Origin of the sequence: Arachidicoccus terrestris, from assembly GCF_020042345.1 — a bacterium.
GTDB classification, from domain to species: Bacteria; Bacteroidota; Bacteroidia; order Chitinophagales; family Chitinophagaceae; genus Arachidicoccus; species Arachidicoccus terrestris.
In genome coordinates this window covers 4,562,727-4,581,493 of sequence record NZ_CP083387.1, presented here as the reverse complement: position 1 = coordinate 4,581,493, position 18,767 = coordinate 4,562,727, and the positions used below count along the sequence as shown (strand labels likewise).

11 protein-coding genes are annotated in these 18,767 nt (G+C 41.3%); 7 read left to right on the top strand and 4 right to left on the bottom strand.

The annotated features are described in order from the left end of the window. Positions 1-3: 3 nt before the first annotated feature. The gene (locus tag K9M52_RS17885) at positions 4-1,272 is read right to left on the bottom strand and encodes an OmpA family protein (protein WP_224069804.1); all 1,269 of its coding nucleotides are present in this window, start codon (positions 1,270-1,272) and stop codon (positions 4-6) included. 826 nt (positions 1,273-2,098) lie between these two features. Beyond that, positions 2,099-3,730, bottom strand: coding sequence for an ABC-F family ATP-binding cassette domain-containing protein (locus tag K9M52_RS17880; protein ID WP_224069803.1), 1,632 nt, complete (start codon positions 3,728-3,730; stop codon positions 2,099-2,101). Between the two features lie 467 nt (positions 3,731-4,197). Here K9M52_RS17880 and K9M52_RS17875 point away from each other — a divergent pair, with 467 nt between their 5' ends. The 3 genes from K9M52_RS17875 to K9M52_RS17865 all read left to right on the top strand — a co-directional run bounded on the left by K9M52_RS17875 (position 4,198) and on the right by K9M52_RS17865 (position 8,646). Next, positions 4,198-4,953 (top strand): hypothetical protein, encoded by a 756-nt coding sequence (locus K9M52_RS17875; RefSeq protein WP_224069802.1) that lies wholly within the window; start codon positions 4,198-4,200, stop codon positions 4,951-4,953. 1,739 nt (positions 4,954-6,692) lie between these two features. Beyond that, a complete protein-coding gene (locus K9M52_RS17870; protein WP_224069801.1) occupies positions 6,693-7,967 on the top strand; it encodes an aminotransferase class I/II-fold pyridoxal phosphate-dependent enzyme in 1,275 nt (424 codons plus the stop codon). Further along, a complete protein-coding gene (locus K9M52_RS17865) occupies positions 7,942-8,646 on the top strand; it encodes a TetR/AcrR family transcriptional regulator (RefSeq protein ID WP_224069800.1) in 705 nt (234 codons plus the stop codon). Before K9M52_RS17870 ends, K9M52_RS17865 begins: the two co-directional genes overlap by 26 nt. Positions 8,647-9,750: 1,104 nt before the next feature. Here the strand turns inward: K9M52_RS17865 and K9M52_RS17860 are convergent. Next, a complete protein-coding gene (locus K9M52_RS17860) occupies positions 9,751-10,767 on the bottom strand; it encodes a helix-turn-helix domain-containing protein (protein WP_224069799.1) in 1,017 nt (338 codons plus the stop codon). A gap of 301 nt (positions 10,768-11,068) precedes the next feature. On the opposite strand from K9M52_RS17860, the gene K9M52_RS17855 reads away from it, so the two are divergent. Beyond that, complete coding sequence (locus tag K9M52_RS17855) at positions 11,069-11,812, top strand: class I SAM-dependent methyltransferase (RefSeq protein ID WP_224069798.1); 744 nt, start codon at positions 11,069-11,071, stop codon at positions 11,810-11,812. Between the two features lie 259 nt (positions 11,813-12,071). Here K9M52_RS17855 and K9M52_RS17850 read toward each other — a convergent pair whose 3' ends face one another. Further along, positions 12,072-12,335: a hypothetical protein gene (locus tag K9M52_RS17850; RefSeq protein ID WP_224069797.1), complete on the bottom strand. Its 264-nt coding sequence runs from the start codon at positions 12,333-12,335 to the stop codon at positions 12,072-12,074. A 51-nt stretch (positions 12,336-12,386) separates the two neighbouring features. Here K9M52_RS17850 and K9M52_RS17845 point away from each other — a divergent pair, with 51 nt between their 5' ends. The 3 genes from K9M52_RS17845 to K9M52_RS17835 all read left to right on the top strand — a co-directional run bounded on the left by K9M52_RS17845 (position 12,387) and on the right by K9M52_RS17835 (position 18,740). Beyond that, positions 12,387-15,431 carry a SusC/RagA family TonB-linked outer membrane protein gene (locus tag K9M52_RS17845; RefSeq protein ID WP_224069796.1) on the top strand — a complete coding sequence of 1,015 codons (3,045 nt, stop codon included), beginning with the start codon at positions 12,387-12,389 and terminating at the stop codon, positions 15,429-15,431. Positions 15,432-15,472: 41 nt separating this feature from the next. Continuing rightward, complete coding sequence (locus tag K9M52_RS17840; RefSeq protein WP_224069795.1) at positions 15,473-17,218, top strand: RagB/SusD family nutrient uptake outer membrane protein; 1,746 nt, start codon at positions 15,473-15,475, stop codon at positions 17,216-17,218. Positions 17,219-18,011: 793 nt separating this feature from the next. Next, positions 18,012-18,740 (top strand): hypothetical protein, encoded by a 729-nt coding sequence (locus K9M52_RS17835; RefSeq protein ID WP_224069794.1) that lies wholly within the window; start codon positions 18,012-18,014, stop codon positions 18,738-18,740. Positions 18,741-18,767: the final 27 nt, after the last annotated feature.

The window sequence follows — 18,767 nt, the reverse complement described above, 5'->3', positions numbered from 1 at the left end:
GCACTAGATTTTGATAAACTCTACCCGCCGGTTATTGGCCTTCCCTTCCTGGGTATCATTGCTGTCAATAGGTTGGCGCTCACCCATCCCTTTAGTAGTGAGTCTGTCCTGGGCGATACCCATCTGGACCAGCGCTTTTTTTACAGCAGCAGCCCGCTCTTCAGACAATTTCAGGTTGGTTTCATCTGAGCCATCATTATCGGTATGGCCGTCTATTTCAAACCTGAGTGCCGGGTGTGCCTGCATCATTTTAACCACTTCATTGAGCGTTCCGGCAGATTGTGGTTTAATGGTAGCTTTAGCTACATCAAACAAGATTCCATGCGTTATAAATTTACCATCTGTTACCACCTTGTTATATTTGTCAGACCCTCCTGCTGCTAAACGGAAGTTTTTGATCTTAATGCCATATCTCCCATCGGTGCCGACTGCCATTTTACCGGCTCCGGTAGCCAGCGTATTAGAAGCCGCTACGCGGTATTGATCAATATAGACCTTGCCGATATTCTTATTGATGTAAATAGCGATATGGTGCCAGCTACCATCCGCAGCAAGTGTCCGGGCCAGGCTTTCCGGCAGATGAATATGCCCACCGTCTCCCCACTCGCATCCAGAACCACTCGTGATCCGGAATTGATAGAGTGGCGCATCGAACTGTTTATCTGATTTTTGGAAATCCACATCGAAATAATTGACATACCTCATGTAGGAATCATTGACTTCATAAGACATATCAAATTCCACCGTAAATTGCGCGGGCAGATAATTTTCTGTCGACATCAAAGGAGAAATGATCATGCGGGCACCCTTATCCAGGTGAAGAAGCTTATCGCCTTCATAACTCTGGATTTCTGCATTCCCTTTGATGAGCTTAAAACGGGCAGGTAGTTCTGCATCTGCTTCCTGCCGTATATCCGGCTCGAAAATAATCTTGTCTCCCGGTACAAAATCATAACTTCTGTAATCGCTGACAGTTGCTTGTGGCGTAGAAATGGAGGATGGACTACTTTGGCCACCCCCTACAGCACCGCTGCCTGCATCTGCAGGCTTTTTCCCCTGGATGGCGACCTCGGCTTTATCCATTGTTTTATTTGTCACGTCTTCTGATTTTTGGGTGACTTTATTTTCTATGGTCCGTTTTACCCGGTCCTTTACTTTTTTCCAGAGTTGTGCCTGGACTGGACATGATGTTATGGATGCAAGAAGAGTAAGTGTTGCTACCACCGCTAAAAAGGCACCTCTGATATTGCCGTTTTTTAGATTCTGTTTCATGATCTTGTTTTTCTGATTGTAACTTCTGATTGCTGAAGGCTTATACTGGCTGGCTTTTCTTATTTTGCTGATTTGTAATGCGAAGTTCTGTCCTTATTCAAAGCCAGACAATCCCGAAAAGACTGGTTTTTTGTCTCTCCCCTAAAAAAGGGATTTTTGGGGATCCACGGACGGGATTTTCCCCGACATGCCCCGTTACAGATCTGGAAATCGGCCTAAGGAGTTCATCTTTTGCCAGATGGCGGTGTAGGGAATTCCCGGTAATATCTAATTCATTAAGCAAATAACCAATGAAACATTGGTATATTGGCGCGCAAAAGAATTGTACAAACTGGCAAGGGAAACAGCAAAGGATATAAATTATAAACGATGATTAATACCGGAAAGGCCTGTCCGGTATTAAGGCAGACATCACAAATCCGGACGCTTTGTGGCCGGCATACAGCATATACCGGCAAGGATACTGCTATTACCGTTAGGCACCGCCCTCCGTCTAAGTTTTCGGACATCTGGAAATCCTGCTCTAATGATAATACCCCGGTAAACTGCCGCTGCTAAGAAAAAGGTAGTCCATACGGGTGGATGATAGGCTGATCGGGTGTTATCGCCAATTGTCTAGTATTTTCCTGATCATTTTAATAAGACCACCCCAATTAAATGGCGGAATAGACGGCATTACCGGAACGGTTCTGTGTATTCTCAACGTCATGGCTTACAAATTTGATGGTGATGCAATTCGTGCATTAAGGGTTCGGATCTTCTGGATTACAAAGGTAGGATAGTGGCGGCTGATTATAAAATCGCCGGTATATTGGTAACAATTTGTTCAACTCGATGTTTTTTCCAGTGCGACGACCTTGCCGCCTTCATCCATGCTAAGTGCATGAGTCACTCCGATTTGTTCCAAAAACAGTGGATCATGCGATGTTACCAGTAAGGTTCCTTTGAAAGCGGCTATTACCTGCGTTAAAATAGCCAGGTTGTCGAGATCCAGATTGTTGGTCGGTTCATCAAGTAGCAGTATATCTGCCGCCTCTTTTTTCAAATAGAGACAACATAAAGCCAGACGCATACGTTCTCCTCCGCTCAAAGTATGACAGGGTTTGTCCCAATAATCGGGGGTAAATAAAAACCGGGTAAGAGCAATACCGACTTCATGAGTAAGGGTAGCGGAATGCTTACAGCCATCAGCCTGTTCCATTACACTTAACGCATCATCTATGATCTGATAATGCTGATCTAAATGCAGTATGGTGGCATCAGCTATATATAATATACCACTTGTTGGTTTAACCTGATTATGAATAAGTTGCATTAAAGTGGATTTACCGCTGCCGTTATCGCCGGCAATTACCCATCTGTCTGAACTGTATAGACTGAAGTTCAGCGGAACGTTCCAGACAGGGACGGCTGTAGGCGCATAGGAAAATGTCAGATCTTTGGCTTCTACCAGAAGCTTGCCACTGTGCAGGTCTGAACCGGGGATGGCCAACCGCATCCCCGCATGGTTTTTATCTTGTTCTTTAAGGGCTTTTACGTCTGACTTCAGCTGCTCTATTTTCTCTCTGTGGCCGCCGTCCAGTCTGGCCGTACTGTTTTCTGCCTTATTTTGAAGGGAATGCTGCAAAATAGTCGGCAGACCCGCTTTTTGCTGCTTCCCTTTTCCCCGGCTATCCAACTTTTGTCTACGCTGTATCACTTGCCGGCGTATTTCTTCTGCCTGTTTGAGAGATTGTGATCTGGATTTAAGTTGCTGCTGCAGAGCGTTTTTTTGTTTGTCCAGCTCCTGCATGTAAAAGCTGTAATTGCCTCCATAGGTCGTGAACCCTTCTTTTTGAAGTACAACAATGGTCGACATTTTCTCCAGTAAGACCCTGTCATGACTCACAATAAGGGCGGCGCCTTTAAACCCATCTAAATATTGATAAAGCAATTTGCGCCCGGTTCCATCTAAATGATTAGTGGGTTCGTCCAGTAATATGCACCTGGGGTTATGTAAACAAAGACCACTCAGCAGGACTTTGGTTTTCATACCACCGCTTAACGCACCAAAAGACTGTTGCGGCCTGATTGTGCTAAGTCCCCAAAGGTGAAAGACTTTCTGCAGCCTTTCTTCCAGATCCCAGCCGTCATCCAGCGCTGTGAAATGTTGCTCGGAGGTATCTCCTGCCAATATCGCCTGCAAGGCTTTTAGTGGTTTTTCGATTTGAAGGACCGCAGCTATCGTTAAATGGTCAAACTGTCCATAATGCTGCGGAACATAGTAGGGTATCTCCATGGCTTCAATCCGGCCTTCTGTCGGCAGAATATGACCAGCCATGAGTCTGAGCAGGGTAGATTTACCACATCCGTTGGGACCCGTAAGTCCGGTTAGCCCTGCCGTGAGCGTATAATCTAGCTGTTGAAATAAAATATCTCCGTTGGGATGCCCATAGGCAAGTTGATGAAGTTGCAACATAATTTCTTTTCTTTCAAAGTACGGCATGTACGCTGCACCCGGTAAACGAACATATACCAGCTGCCTCAGCCGGTTGTCATATATGGAAAAGAAATTACATTTTCATTGCGGTATGCTTTATTGTTGCGTTGCAAAGCTATACCAAATTTCGACGTTCCCAAAGAAATTTCCGCGATTTTTGAGGGCAGGCGGCACACTTGTCTATCTTCTCTCTTAGCAAGCGCCGGTAAATCATAAACGGACTACATCGCAATGCCCATCCAATCCAAGATTCAGATAGCTATCCCACTGATCCTTCGGTGGATTATTATGCAACGCGTATAAATGTACACTTCGCTTAAATGTGCCATCAGCGTATTGGCGACTTTAAAAACTTTACGATTGGCAGCATGGTCACTTCTTCGAATCCATATATAAATAAATCGCTTAGTGATATAAATTAAACTTATTTTTACATAAAAAGATGGATGAAAAAAGATCTACTTCCATGTTTACTCCTTTCACTTATTTTAGTGAGCTTCGGATGCAAAAAGAATGATGACATTCAGAAAATTAATGTAAAACAGGGTACCTATTTCCTTTCCAATACGGTTTATTATGAGGCGCCGACACTGTACACAAATCAAGGCAGCACCGCAGACAGGAATATTATCGGCGGCGTCTTAAAATACTGGGCTTATGGAAAATCATGGCCTGATTTTTTTGGGGAGGATTTTCCGGAAAAACTGCTCCATGATTTTAAGCAATATACCGGCACCCAGACGTTGGAAGAACCACCCGGTAATAGTATCCTTAAAATCTTGCCGGGTCCGATTGCCTTATTCATCCATTTCCCTTCCTTGAAGGATACAGTGATTTGCGATATTGCGGCAAATAAAGACGGGACATACACCTTGATTAACAGAGACTCGTCAAACTTCTATGGGTCAGGTTGCAGTGGGCTGGAGATCGCCATGCTCAATACAGCCGGCTTTCGCAGATACACAATAAACAGTGCCAGTCAAGAGATTCTGACATATAGAGGGCGCAATCAATTTCTTATAGATATTAAAGACGGACAAATAGAGCTCCACGTTGCCGATTTGTTCATATACAGTAGCGGGAGTTGTTGGAAGTTCACCAGCAATACGCCGAAAAGATATTCGCCCCCGGATGTAAAACTGCTGGAAGTTGCTGACACAATCCTGCTTCAGAACAAAAAGTTTGTATACAGGCAACAGTGACACCATATTTCAGCTATCATTAATATATTAATTATCAACCAAATATATCAATTACTTAAACTTATGCATTATATTATGCAAACGGCTGGTATCCAACTTTTTAAAAAAAGACAATAACAAGAAATTCAAGCCGGCGGCAGGCTTATTCATTTAACAACATTCAACCAGTTTTAATCATAATAAGTTAATAATTAATAATATACAAACGTTAATTAAATATAAACTAAATATTGCCCCGGCATAGATTCATATTTACTATTCTGTTTAATTTTGATAATCAATTAATTATATCACTCATTTGATATATATTTAATATTCTATCACCACTTTCCGTATGGCATTTTAATACATACGATTGAAGTATCATGAAGATAAAATTCACTTATATTACTTAACTTAAATAATAAATAATAGTTTATATTAAATTAATAATCATTTTTTTAAAGAAATAATATATGATAAATGATAAAACTTCCTACGAAGGTTTTGATGTTATCATTTGCAGAGAAAAATAATTGCTTCGAGCTGGCGCCCGCTCTACAAAGATTACTTAGCGTTAATTAAAGTTAGGCTCTACCTCATACTAGGTAATAATATATTGTTTCTCCAAGCCCTGTCTGGTGAAGCCTTTTATCCTGCAAAACCGTTAAACCAACCCCGGAAAAACCGGTATCGTGTGACTCCCGTTTGCCATTTTGGAAGTTGCCCGGCGTCTATTGATCAATTATATTTGAAAACAGTGTCGACGCATTCCTCATTAAATAGATCATGCATTACCCATTACCGGATTAGATTATACTATCTTTCATATTCACCGATGTGCCAGAAAATGTATATTATTTTTAAATGAGGCATTTCGCTCTGGGTTGTGGCACTTTAAACAAACTTCAGGTAAAATGGTTTTGGTGAAGGTTTGTATTAATTGTACTTCGCAAATCCCGACCTCGAACTCCCCAAAGGCGCATTGCTGATCTGACACTTTCCTGTTTTGGGGATAAGGTGATCAGATATTTCTTTTCTTTTTAATCAGGCCTTGAATGAATGCTTGTGATTGCTGTCTTCTCAATAATAACAAAATCATCCTTCAGCGGTACAAGCCTGACCTGGGTAAACCAGTCCGTTTATGGGCTGTCGTTGTGGATCCGACGATTTTCCTATATCGCCTCATCGCTTGCCGGCCAGTTCTATCCGGGAATATTGCTTTTGGATACTTTCTTAGAACACAAGGCAATGGACTTGCTGTTTTCCGACATAGCTCAGATAAATTCGATACCGGACCTGGCTACCTTAGAAATAGTCAGTTGACAAAGAAGTGATTGATTATGTATTCCTTTACAAAACTATTATGCTAAATAAAGCCCGGCTCTCAAAACCATCTTCTGAAACTTGAAGCCCAACCGGCTGCTAGCAGCATCATTGAACTTACCTATCCGTTGTTAAACCCCAAAAGTGTCCTTTGTTTGACATACAAAATAATAAGAAACCACTTGGAATTATTTCCGGAATAAGTAACAACTTCGAGAGAAATTATTCCGAAATGTTTAAATCTTCCCAATAATTATTGATTAATGAGAAAAATTCCCCGTGTAATATTACCTGAATGCAAAATATTATAGTATCTTTCGTTCTCAAATATGAATTAATATTTTGTAGAGTCGATTGGGTCTGGCAAATGAAGATCATATTCCCATGGCTTTTCCCAGGCTGGCTCATTTTACATTCACTCTTTTTTATACCCTATGAAAATTGACTTTACCAAAGCATCTTTTAAAGATTTCGAAAATATTAAAGATTTTAGTGTACAGCAGCGGGCAGATGTCCATTACGAGTTTCTGCAGTACATGAAAAAAAGTGGTCATCTCAACTACCGACTGCTGGGCAACAGTGGTTGTGGGCCTTTGATTGATATTCAGAATGTCGACGGAACCGGGAGCAGAGAGTATGTTAGTCTTGTCTCCAATGATTATTTAGGATTTACACAACACCCAAAAGTCAAGGCAACTTCCATTGCTGCCATTGAGCAGTATGGAACAGGTGCCGGCGCATCTCCATTAATAGGTGGTTATTATAGTTATCACAAGGAGCTGGAAGATATGCTGTGCCGCTTCTTTGACAGGGAGCCCGGCTCTGCAATCATTTATAATACCGGATATACGGCCAATAGCTCTTCTCTTATGAGTCTGCTGCAGAAGGAAGATATAGCAATTGTCGACATGGCCGTACACGCCAGTGTATATGAAGGTATCCAATTAACCAATACTAAAAGGTTTTTACACAATAACCTAGAAGACCTGGAACGGATACTCAAGATGGTCCAGCCTCAGTATCGCACCAAGCTGATTATCATCGACGGTATTTATTCGCAAGACGGAGATATGGCCAAGCTTCCAGAGATCTATGCTCTGGCCCGTCAGTATGGCGCATTGATTATGGTAGATGATGCGCATGGCATCGGTGTAATAGGAGAGGCAGGCAAGGGGGTTTTGCAGCATTTTGACATGAAAGATAAAGTGGATTTTATCACAGGAACCTTTTCCAAGACATTTGCGAATATTGGGGGATTTGTGATCTCCAATCCGAATATATCATCTTTTTTGCAGTATCAGTCCAGACAGAATGCCTTCTCTGCAACTTCTTCACCGGCTGTCGCCGGTGTGACCACAGCTATCCGATTGTTAGAGGAAGAGCCTGAGTGGCAGGCTAAGCTTTGGGAGAATATCAATCATCTTAAATCTGGATTAGTGGATTTAGGGTTTGACGTAGGAACGACTCAATCTGCCATTGTACCGGTGAAAATAGGTGATCCGCATATGACCAGCGAGGTTGGAAAAATTTTATTAGACCAGGGTATTTACACCAATCCGATTCTCTATCCTGCTGTGTCTAAGAAAGATGCACGCATCAGAATGAGTGTTATGGCAACACATACGAAAGAACAATTAGATAAAGTGCTGGAAGGATTTGAGTTTTCGGATAAAAAGTTGCATATTGCAAAAATTAAATATAAAAACTAAAACCATGGCTAGAAAAGTTACAGATGGTCCAATCAGGAACAAAGAAAGAACTAAAAACAGGATTTTAGAAGCAGTTGGTAAAATCATCCGCTCAGAAGGCTATAAAGGTTTAATTGTTAACCGTATCGGTAAAGCCTCCAGATTAGATAACAAGTTGATTTATCTTTACTTTGGCAACGTAGACAGGCTTGTCGAAATGTATGTCAAAAGTAAAGACTACTGGAACAATATTCCACAGGACCTGATTGACGAGGTTAATGCCAAACCCACTTTAGATAAAGAATCAGTGATTTCTATTATGGAGCATCAGATGGACTTTATCTATAACTCTGAAGAGTTGCAGAAAATCCTGCTCTGGGAAATCAGTGAAGAAAGTGAGTTGATGCGTGAAATTGCCGATGAAAGGGAAGCATTTGGAGAAACACTGTTTAAAAAAGCAAAATCGACATTTAGAAATACTGATGTCAATTTCAGGGCAACCGAAGCCTTATTGATCGGTGGGATTTATTATCTGGTACTGCATGCCAGAGCCAACGGAAGTTCATTCTGTGGATTGGATATCAACAAAGACCGAGACTACAAAGCCGTAAAACAGACCTTTGGTCGTCTAGTTGAATGGACATATGCTGAAGCCAAAAAACAGCAGAAAAAACACGAAAAAGAAAAAGCAAAAAAATAATCTTTGCCGAAAAGTTGAGGAAGGTATATTAAAACAGTACCTTCCTTAACTTTTTTGAAAAAAGGCTTTTCTTATTCTTTGTTAATGAAAGCCCCCGACTTTTCCCATCCCAAGCCCTGTTCAACCTGAGACAGAAGTCAGAACAGCCCGATAAGCTTCATTATTGTCCCTTCCATAATACGCGTACGCTGCCTGGATTTATAAAACAGGGGCTACAGTATTCATGCCGTCGTTTGAGCGCATATCTAAGCAGCCGCTATTCTAAATTGTTTAGGGGCAAACTTATGATAGTGACTTATGGTAAGAACCCTATCTCTCTAATGTAAGGACAACCCGTCCCATGAGCGAATCAAGGAGCCCTCGGCCAGATGTCACAGTATATTAATTCTATTGTGCGTTGACAGTTTCGTAAACAGAGCGCAAAAAGAGGGTAACACCGCTGCGCCGATGTTTTCCGACCCAGACGAAGTCTTGTCGGGTTACACTTGTTGTAACATAATATACAATGCATAAGATGAATAAATTCTATAACGACAATATCAAAAAGGAAGACCCATGGCTGATTACAGCATGAGTTACTGTGACAAATAATAGGGGAATGGCTATCCTGATCGCGACCAGTTGAAAGACAGGAAATTAAAATATACACACAACCTCTTCCACTCAGATACCTGTAACGCTATCAATGTACCAGTTCCAGCCGGCCAGGGCATTTCGATTTAATCAATCATGTAGTGCAATAGCTTTGCTTAAAACACAGAGCTTTTCGAAATAGTCGGCTCTCTGGCAGTTTCTCAGCCACATAAACTATTCGCCACTCTAACAGCCTTGTCCAAAAGTATGTTTCTTTCACGCCAACAAATATAATGCGCCCGCTGCGCTTATTCATGGATAAAATGAGGGAAAATTGAAGGAAGAATTCTCTTGTTTTAATGCGAATTTTTTCATGAAATGTTGGTGAAAAAAACTGGGTCAAATGCGGAAAGGATGCTTCATTGCCAGGCAGCTTTTATTCATCAGGTTAGGCATGCAACTAAATAAAACAGACCGGTTCAGTTACACCTTTGTACCGAACCGGTCCGAATCCTGAAAGAGCAGATTGCATTAGCGTTTAGATAATTGCAGCAATTGTGCCCTGTATTGCTCCGTATTATGGCCTTCAAACTTGATAAATAAAGTATTCAGATGCCTGGCGTCCAAATAACCTACGGACATGGCAATTTCCTGTCTGGTCGCGGTAGGATTATTTTGCATGAATATTTTGGCCTGCCGGATTCTTTCAGACATCAGGAACTCTTTTGGCTTTCTATTGAATAGAATCTTAAAACATTTGTTTAACTTTTCCGGAGATATCGGATACTTTAATTGCGCATCGGCAATGACCTGGCTGTCCATAAAGTGCGTCTGAATATAATTCTTAATATGGATCAGTGTGTCTATTTCTGCTTGTTGAATTTTAAAGCCGGTTGACATAGGCCTATCAACATTGGCGTAAGAGGCAATGACAGCCTTGATATCTTGCATTAAGGCGGTCTTTTCCAGTGGCGTATATTTTGTCTGCTGCGCAAAGCGTTGAAGGGCTTTGGAGATCTGATATCTCAGCTCCAGTGCACTTTGTTCCTTATCAGAGAATAGTGTTCCCATTTTACCAGACTTCAATGCCGGTAATAGCTTGGCAAACGCCGGATAGTCCTCAATCAGCGACAAAAAATAATCTGCTGTTACATGTATATCAAACGTTTTTAACGGCGTAACCGTAAGCGCAGTTATAGTGTGATGAGGTGGATTCACTAATATATTATGAACGCCTTCCGATTCCATATACCATTTTTGGTGATGGTTCATGTTATACATAGCAGCGCCTTCTATTAGACTATGAAACTCAACACCCTCAGAGACCATGTTACAGTATAAGATCTTTGGGTTATTAAAGAAATACTCCGTATACCAGCAAGAGAAGGGGCCAACCTGTATATTCTGGAAAAGGATATATTCGTCTTCAGAGACTTCTATATGGTAGCAGGTTGCATTATTAAACTGTCGTGATTTGTAGCGACGGGGAAAGCCTTGTTTAATTGGTAAAGGGTCACCTCCGGCAAGCCAGATCTTTATTTTCTCCATTTATAGCGTATTGTTAGGTGTAATATTCACAAGTTGAAGTAGTAAATATATAGAATAATTGTCAATAATATGATGTATTTTGAAAATATTCTTACCAAATGGTAAAATCATATTTTTAGCATGTCATGGCAAATAATAACTTTGTTCAGAACGAGTTTCATCTACAGATAATGAGTATTTAAAAGAAGCAGAGACATTGCAAAAATAAAAGGATGACAAATAAGGATAATTTGCCGGAAATCATTAGATTTACAAACACGCATTGAGTAAATGCTGTTTTTTCCACCTAAATAAAACGCATATGGATCAACAGTTGCTGAAAATTATCACTGATTTTTACAAAGATCTGCCCAGGCAGGGACCTGGTAGCACGCGGGCCACGAAATGGGCCCTTACCAGAATCATGGAAATGGGTCCTATTGAACATATACTTGACATCGGATGTGGAACCGGTGCCCAAACCATTGTCCTGGGCCAGGAAACCGGTGCCAAGGTGGATGCCCTGGATAGAGTACAGGATTTCTTAGATGTATTAAAAATCAAAAGGGACCAACAGCGTCTTAGTGACAGAATTCAGCTGCATCATGCACAAATGGATAAGTTACCTTTCGAAGCAGAGAGTTTTGACCTGATCTGGAGTGAAGGTGCCATTTATAATATGGGATTCACTTATGGTTTGAAGAACTGGGGCAAACTCCTAAAGCCTGGTGGTTTTATGGTGGTTTCTGAAATTTCCTGGACAACAGAAAGCCGCCCCCAATTATTAACAGACTATTGGAACAGCAACTATCCTGAGATGGATCTGGTGTCTGCTAAAGTGAGATTGATGGAGATGATGGGCTATAGCACAATTGGTGCATTCGCGCTTCCTGATGTAGGCTGGAGAAATTATTATGAGCCTGTTTCACAAAAACTGGCACAGCTTGATGGATCGGGTAGCCCGGCGCTGCAGGGATTTCTGGAACAGATCAAGACGGAATTGAAGATCTATCATGAATATCGACAGTATTATAATTATTTCTTTTATATAATGCGTCGTCCCTGATCCAGGTAATTGCGTGATATTGTCAGGTGTTTATCATAAACAGGCAGCGACGCCGGGACACAGAAACTATTATCTGTTACTTTACTTTTTATAGCATTATAGCATCAGGCAGGTTAATTATTCTCCCTGGTGCTATCTTTTTGTTGTTGTTGAACTACTAATAATTATGCATCAATTGTTGACTGCTGGTTGCTGCTATGAAGAAAAGGCATAGGTAGGTATGCATAGTTCATTATCCCCCATGCCCATTTACTCCATATTATGGAAAGCGATTGCTTAAAGCATTGATTTTTAATACAACTGCTCTGCCACCCATTCTTGCGGCGATGCTATGCGCTGCCGGAAAAAGCGATGAAAAAATCAATGTCATTACCTTAAGAAAAGAAAGGATAAAGAGAAATAAAATATTAGTAATCAACACGGCGGACAAAAGTTGATAAGTTAATATAAAATTAAAACCCTCATAACCTTTTGTTACAACGCTACCGATAATTTCGCCTCGAATCGAACGCCATCGTTTCAAGTTCTAAATTATTTAATTGATTGATATCATTTTCAACCAACCAGAATTTCTATGAATTTCAAAAAACTATTATTGGCAGTCACGTGTTTCTCAACGCCGTCGATGTATTCGGCTGCAATAAGTGCTCCACGTCTTGCCAGTACTTTGCAAGCAAGCCAAACCGCATTACAACAAACTGTGTCAGGTAAGGTAACGGATAAAAATGGACGGCCATTGTCTGGTGCTACAGTTCTAGAAAAAGGGACAACACATGCCGTGACATCGAGCGCTGATGGGAAATTTATAATCGATGTTGCTCCGAATGCTATTCTTCAAATCTCCTTTACCGGTTATGAAACAAAAGAAATTCCGGTGAATGGTCAGTCAAAAATAGCGGTTCAATTGACTCAAGTTGTTTCACAAATGGACGATGTTGTGGTAGTGGGGTATGGAACCTTAAAAAGATCGGACGTTACGGGTTCTATTGTATCGCTAAAGAGCGAAAGCTTCAATAAAGGAGTTGTAACCAACCCGGTAGAGCTTTTACAGGGAAAAATGGCCGGTGTGAATATAACTTCCAGCAGCGGCGAACCCGGTACTTCACAGAATGTAATTATCAGAGGTATCGGCAGCTTAAGATCTGGAACGCAGCCTCTTTATGTTATTGACGGCTTCCTGATAGACAACTCATCCATTGGGGTTGCTTCCAATCCCCTTAACTTCCTTAATCCCGGCGACATTGCCAGCATCGATGTTTTAAAAGATGCAAGTGCCACAGCGGTATATGGCTCCAGGGCGTCTAATGGGGTAGTAGTTATTACTACAAAGAAAGGAAAAGATGGAAAAACACAGATAAACGTCGGGCTGTCCACGGCTATGTCGTCTATGGCCGGGAAAATCAAAGTTTTTGATGCCGCAGCTTTTCGCAAGCAGGTACCGGCCTCGGGAGGCACTCTTATTGATTATGGAGGAAATACAAACTGGCAGGATGAACTGACTCAATCAGGGGTTTCCAATAACCTGATTTTTTCAATGAGCGGAGCAACCAGCCAAAAATTCTCCTACTTTGCGTCCGGTGGATATCAAAAGCAAGAAGGAATTTTAAAGAATAGTGAATTAGAGCGGTATTCTGGTAAGTTGAATATGACGCAAAAAGCATGGAATGGCAGGATAAATGTTGATTATAACATAACAGCTTCACATATCGAGAACCTTCGACCAGATATCAATGCGACAATCAGTGATATGCTTGGCTTAAATCCAACCATACCTGCCTATACAAACGGCATTCCTACACCACTTAAAACAAACGAACTTAACCCAATTACCAGGTATAATATTTATAGCGATAAAGCCCTCAATAACCGTTTTTTGGCCACTATATCTCCGTCGATTGAAATCGTAAAAGGGCTTGTCTATAAACTGAATTTTGGTATAGATTATTCTTCGACGAACCGTGACCGGCAATATAAACCCTATACCTCTGTTGTCAATGAAAGCGATGTCTCTAATGGCGATGTAGTAACTGATATCAGTACAAATTCCAATCAACTGACAGAAAATACCCTCACCTACAGCCTGAGTAAACCTCTATATAAATTAACAGCGATGGTTGGTCATTCGTACCAAAAGTTCACTGATAATAACCGGCAGTTTGCCTACAGAGGCTTTGCAGATAACAATATAGAGCCGATATACCAGGATCAAACCAGCTCTGATCAATACCCGACTTCTGTAAATTCATCTGCCGTTAAAAATGAACTGCAATCTTTCTTTGCCAGGATAAACTATTCCTTTGATGAAAGATTTCTGGTTACTGCTACTTTACGGGCAGACGGCTCTTCAAAATTTGGTGATAACCGGAAGTATGGTTATTTCCCCTCCTTTGCTTTTGGCTGGAATATCGCCAATGAAGCTTTCATGAAAAATTCTATATTCGATAACCTGAAGTTGCGCGGCGGATGGGGACAAACCGGAAACCAGGAAATTCCATCCAAGATTACACAGGCAAGCTATTCTGAAACCCGGTTAGTTTCCGGCTCCGGTAGCTCAGACACTTACCCGATCAATACCAATTCTAATTCTATCGACGGTTATCCATATGGTATTGTTTACACCAGGCTCGCCAACCCCAATCTACAATGGGAAGTATCCACGCAGTTTGATTTTGGGTTCGATTTTGCCTTACTAAACAACCAACTGTCAGGTACGGTAGATTATTTCAACAAAAAATCATCAAACATATTACTGGAGGTGGTCCCGACGGATCCTGTTGAGCCGACATCAACCTATTGGGCCAATATTGAGAATATGAAAATTCAGAACAATGGACTTGAATTGGCGTTGAATTATAATAGTGATGCTACCCGTAACTTTTCGTATAGCCTGGGAGGCAACATAACTTATATCATGAACAAGGTCAAGAATTCGCCCTATTCGGTTTTAACCACTGGATCGGCACAGGGCGCCGGTCAAACCGGTGCTACCATTAACGGCTACATAAACAATGAGCCTATTGGAGCATTCTATCTTTTCAGGTTCGACGGGATCGGTGCCGATGGATTAAATAAATTTTGGGATGCAAACGGTGATGGAACCATATTGGATAACGACCGGCGAGTGCTGGGCAGTGCAATACCCGATCTTATCTACGGTTTTAATGTAAATCTTAAGTATAAGGCGTTTGACTTTGGAATGAACTTCAACGGCATTTCGGGAAATAAAATCTACAACCATACAAAAATGTCGCTCTTTACAAAGGCGCAGCTTTCCAGGTCGAATAATACAACTGATTTTGCAGTACAATTCCCCAGCGAATCTATTGCTAATTCCAATACTGTTTCTACCAGGTTTCTGGAAAATGGTTCATTTTTGAGATTGAACAATGCAACATTATCTTATAAATTAGATCCGGGGAAAATAGGTTTAGGTCGTGCATTTCAAGATATCAGGATTTTGCTGACAGGCCAGAACCTTTTCGTTATAACGGATTATTCAGGATTCGATCCTGAGTTGAACACAGGAATTGAATCTGGAGGCATACAAACTTTCGGGATAGATTATTATACTTATCCCAAGGCCAGAACCTTTATGTTTGGCGTTAACCTAACTTTTTAATCGGAACGATCTCTTAAATAAGAATCAAAATAGAAAGAAAAATGAAAAGTAAAAATATTTATCGGGCTCTTGTGCTGGTCACAATTATATATACGGTGTTTGCTTGTACGAAATTGAAAGAAGAAATACTGGATGAGTCGTTAACAGGAACAGGTCAGGCGGAGTTGGTGTCCGGATCAATAGCGCCAGTCTATGGCAGCCTTCGTGATGTTTGGTTGCATACCGTAAATTTTGGATTACAGGAAATTGCGTCAGATGAAGCCATTCTACCATACCGAGGTGGTAAAGATTGGTACGACGGCGGCAAATTCATAGCGGTACATCAACATTTGATGACGCCAAGTAATAGCCTGGTTGGCGATACCTGGAAAAAGATTACCCAAACATTATCCAAAACGGTACTGGCTATAGAAAAATTGAAGCCGGAGGCTGAAAAGGGGGATGAAGAAGCCCGTAAAGCACTGCCCGAGATGGTAGCCATGAGAGCTTATTTGAATATGATGGCACTTGATAACTGGGGACTTGTCTTTAAAAAAGAAAAATCATCAGAAACTTCGGAAATTTTAAGAAAACAGGAAGCCATAGATTATATAGAAAAGGATCTTTTATCTGCGCTGGATGCCATGGGTGATGACAGTTATTCCGGAAGGCTGAACAAATATTCCGTTATGGCGCTGCTGGCACGGTTATATCTGAATGCTGCAGTGTATCGCGATCCCTATGGCACACCAAAATTCAAAAAAGAGGACATGGACAAAGTGATTGAATATACCAGTAATATCATATCCGGCCCCTATGAGCTGTCTGCGGAATATTTTGATTTGTTCAGCGATAATAACTCAGCGAATGCTGAGCTTATTTTTGCGCTGGATCAAAGAGGCGTACTTCAGACGGAGCATCAGCGATGGGCTTACTGGTCGATTTCGGGAGATCAGGTGCCAAGGCCTGAGTCTCCCAGCACACGGGGAACCGACGCGGCTGCACTTACGCCTGATTTTTACCAAACCTGGGTTGACGCATATGGCCAGGTTGACCCGGCTGATGCCGATGCCCGCTTCTTTAAGAAGAATACGATTGTTCCCGATAACCTCAAAGACCTTACCGGCGTTAATCCCTCTAATGATTCCAATCATTACTATTGTATAAAAGCTGAAGATTTCGAGATAGACAGGGGCATCTTGCGCGGAATTATCTGGGGCCCCAGAAAAGATGAAAACGGTAAGATCTTAAAGTGCGACGATGGTGGAGTGAGGATTTATCCGGTAATTAACACGAGAACCAGTGGTACCAGCAGAACTTATGTAAACCATACCCTCAAAATTGATTTTACAGCAGAAGGCAGCCTGCATAATACGGGGTACCGTTTTTCGAAATACCAGTTTAGTCACAAGGCCCCCGATTGTTGTTCATTTAGTGCTGTTGATCTTGTATTGATTCGCCTGGGAGAAATTTATCTGATGCGGGCAGAAGCAAAGCTGAGAAATAACGACCAGGCAGGAGCGCTTGCAGATATCAATTTCTTACGTACATCCAGAAACGCCCGTCCTGCTCAAACTCCGGCACCATTGAGTAAAATAAATCTGGATATTCTATTTCGTGAATCAGGTTTTGAGTTATACTGGGAGGGTTTACGCAGAACCTACCAAATTCGGTTCGGAAAATATGAAGGCAGATGGACTGAAAAAACAAATAACGATGCGAAAAAGCGGTTGTTTCCTATACCACAACAGGCCATCGACGGCGCTTCCAGTAAAGAAGGTTTTCTGGTACAAAATGAAGGTTATTAAGGCAATGTCAATAACTTAAGGATATATATGGTTAGGTGAACTACCCCCCATGCTAAAGCGATGAATGGGCTTCGTGCTTCACAGCGACTTGCTTACTGCCCAAATGGGTTAGAAGTCTTATTATCGCTCCACACGTGTACTCGCAAGTCCCTTACGAGGTTTTTAAGTCTTTTACTGACAAAACGAAGGTAAATGTACTTTGTAAAACAGCCAAATACTTTTGTGCCTTACATCCCACCCACACTACGTGATGAATCGGTTTTACGGCACGTTCTATAAATACAGAATAGTAGCTGTCGACAGGGGTAGGTGCAATTAAGCTAATGACATTGATGAAAAAAACAAAAAAGGTGTCTAAAATATCCCATTTTCTATAGTTGTATTTTTAATCATATATGGGTGTTATACTATACATAATAAAAGATCAACCAATTGAAAAAGCGATACTGAAAGGCAATTTTAATTTTCCAAAAAAAAGGACCATTTTTATACCCATTTATTTTAGAAAAGCAGGGCTTTTCCGACATTTTAATTTGGTTTTCAATATTGTACCGTCTTATCTTTGTGAAACAAATGAAATCTGTAATTGCCAAACAACCATCATACACCTTCTTGGTTACATGGCTTTATTTTTTGAATTTCCTGTATGCACTTTTCTTTCACCTATATGCCAGCATCGGAAATTGAATTAATAACGGGGGTAGATAAATTGCTCGAATTTAACTGCCGTTCCATGTAACCTTTTTGGTGATGATGTTAAAGATATAAATGAAACCCTTTAAAGAGACCAGCTATGGAACAATATGAATACAGTGAGAACAAAGATATCTTCCTGACAGCTACTTTAGATGAGTGGAATAGGGATATTGATCACCTAACACAATGCGAGAACAAATATCTTCCTTTTGACTGGATGCGGGTCATTTTACTGGACAAATTGCAGAAAGAGGCTTCTGCAGAAAGGCTGGAAGATGGAACATTCAAAATGGAAACAATAGTGGACGGGGGTAGCGATATAATCCGGAAGCCGGATACGATTATCGCGGAAAGTTCGGAGCCGGATAACCCGCGTTCCATCCCATATATGTCAGGTAATTGTACAGGCCAGCATAGACAGGTGGGTGTGTTCACCAAAAGCAAATGCGCTGTCATTGATCCCACAGAAAACAACTTCGTTTCTCGGGAACCGAAACCATATCCTGTCTCCGGTTCCGAGGTGGTCCTTCGCAAGGTACCGGATCGCGCAAAGGCCTGCCCTGATTTTCAAAATGAGTTTGCCCAGTATGCTGCAGGCAAACTACCGCTGAATTTCCTCTACCTCTTTTGGGGTAAAAATCTTGGAAGCTTTTTTAAACAGACCCTCTTCGATATTTTGAGCTATTACCGCAGCTTCGGGGCGGTGATATTCAAAAGAGCCATTAACGCTATGCTTGTATCGCTAAAAGCGCCTAAAAACGGGTTATCTGGAGACCTGATCAACAAGGATATGCATGTATTAGCAAAACTCAGTTGTCTGCTTTAAACAATTGAATGCCTACAAATGGTCAAA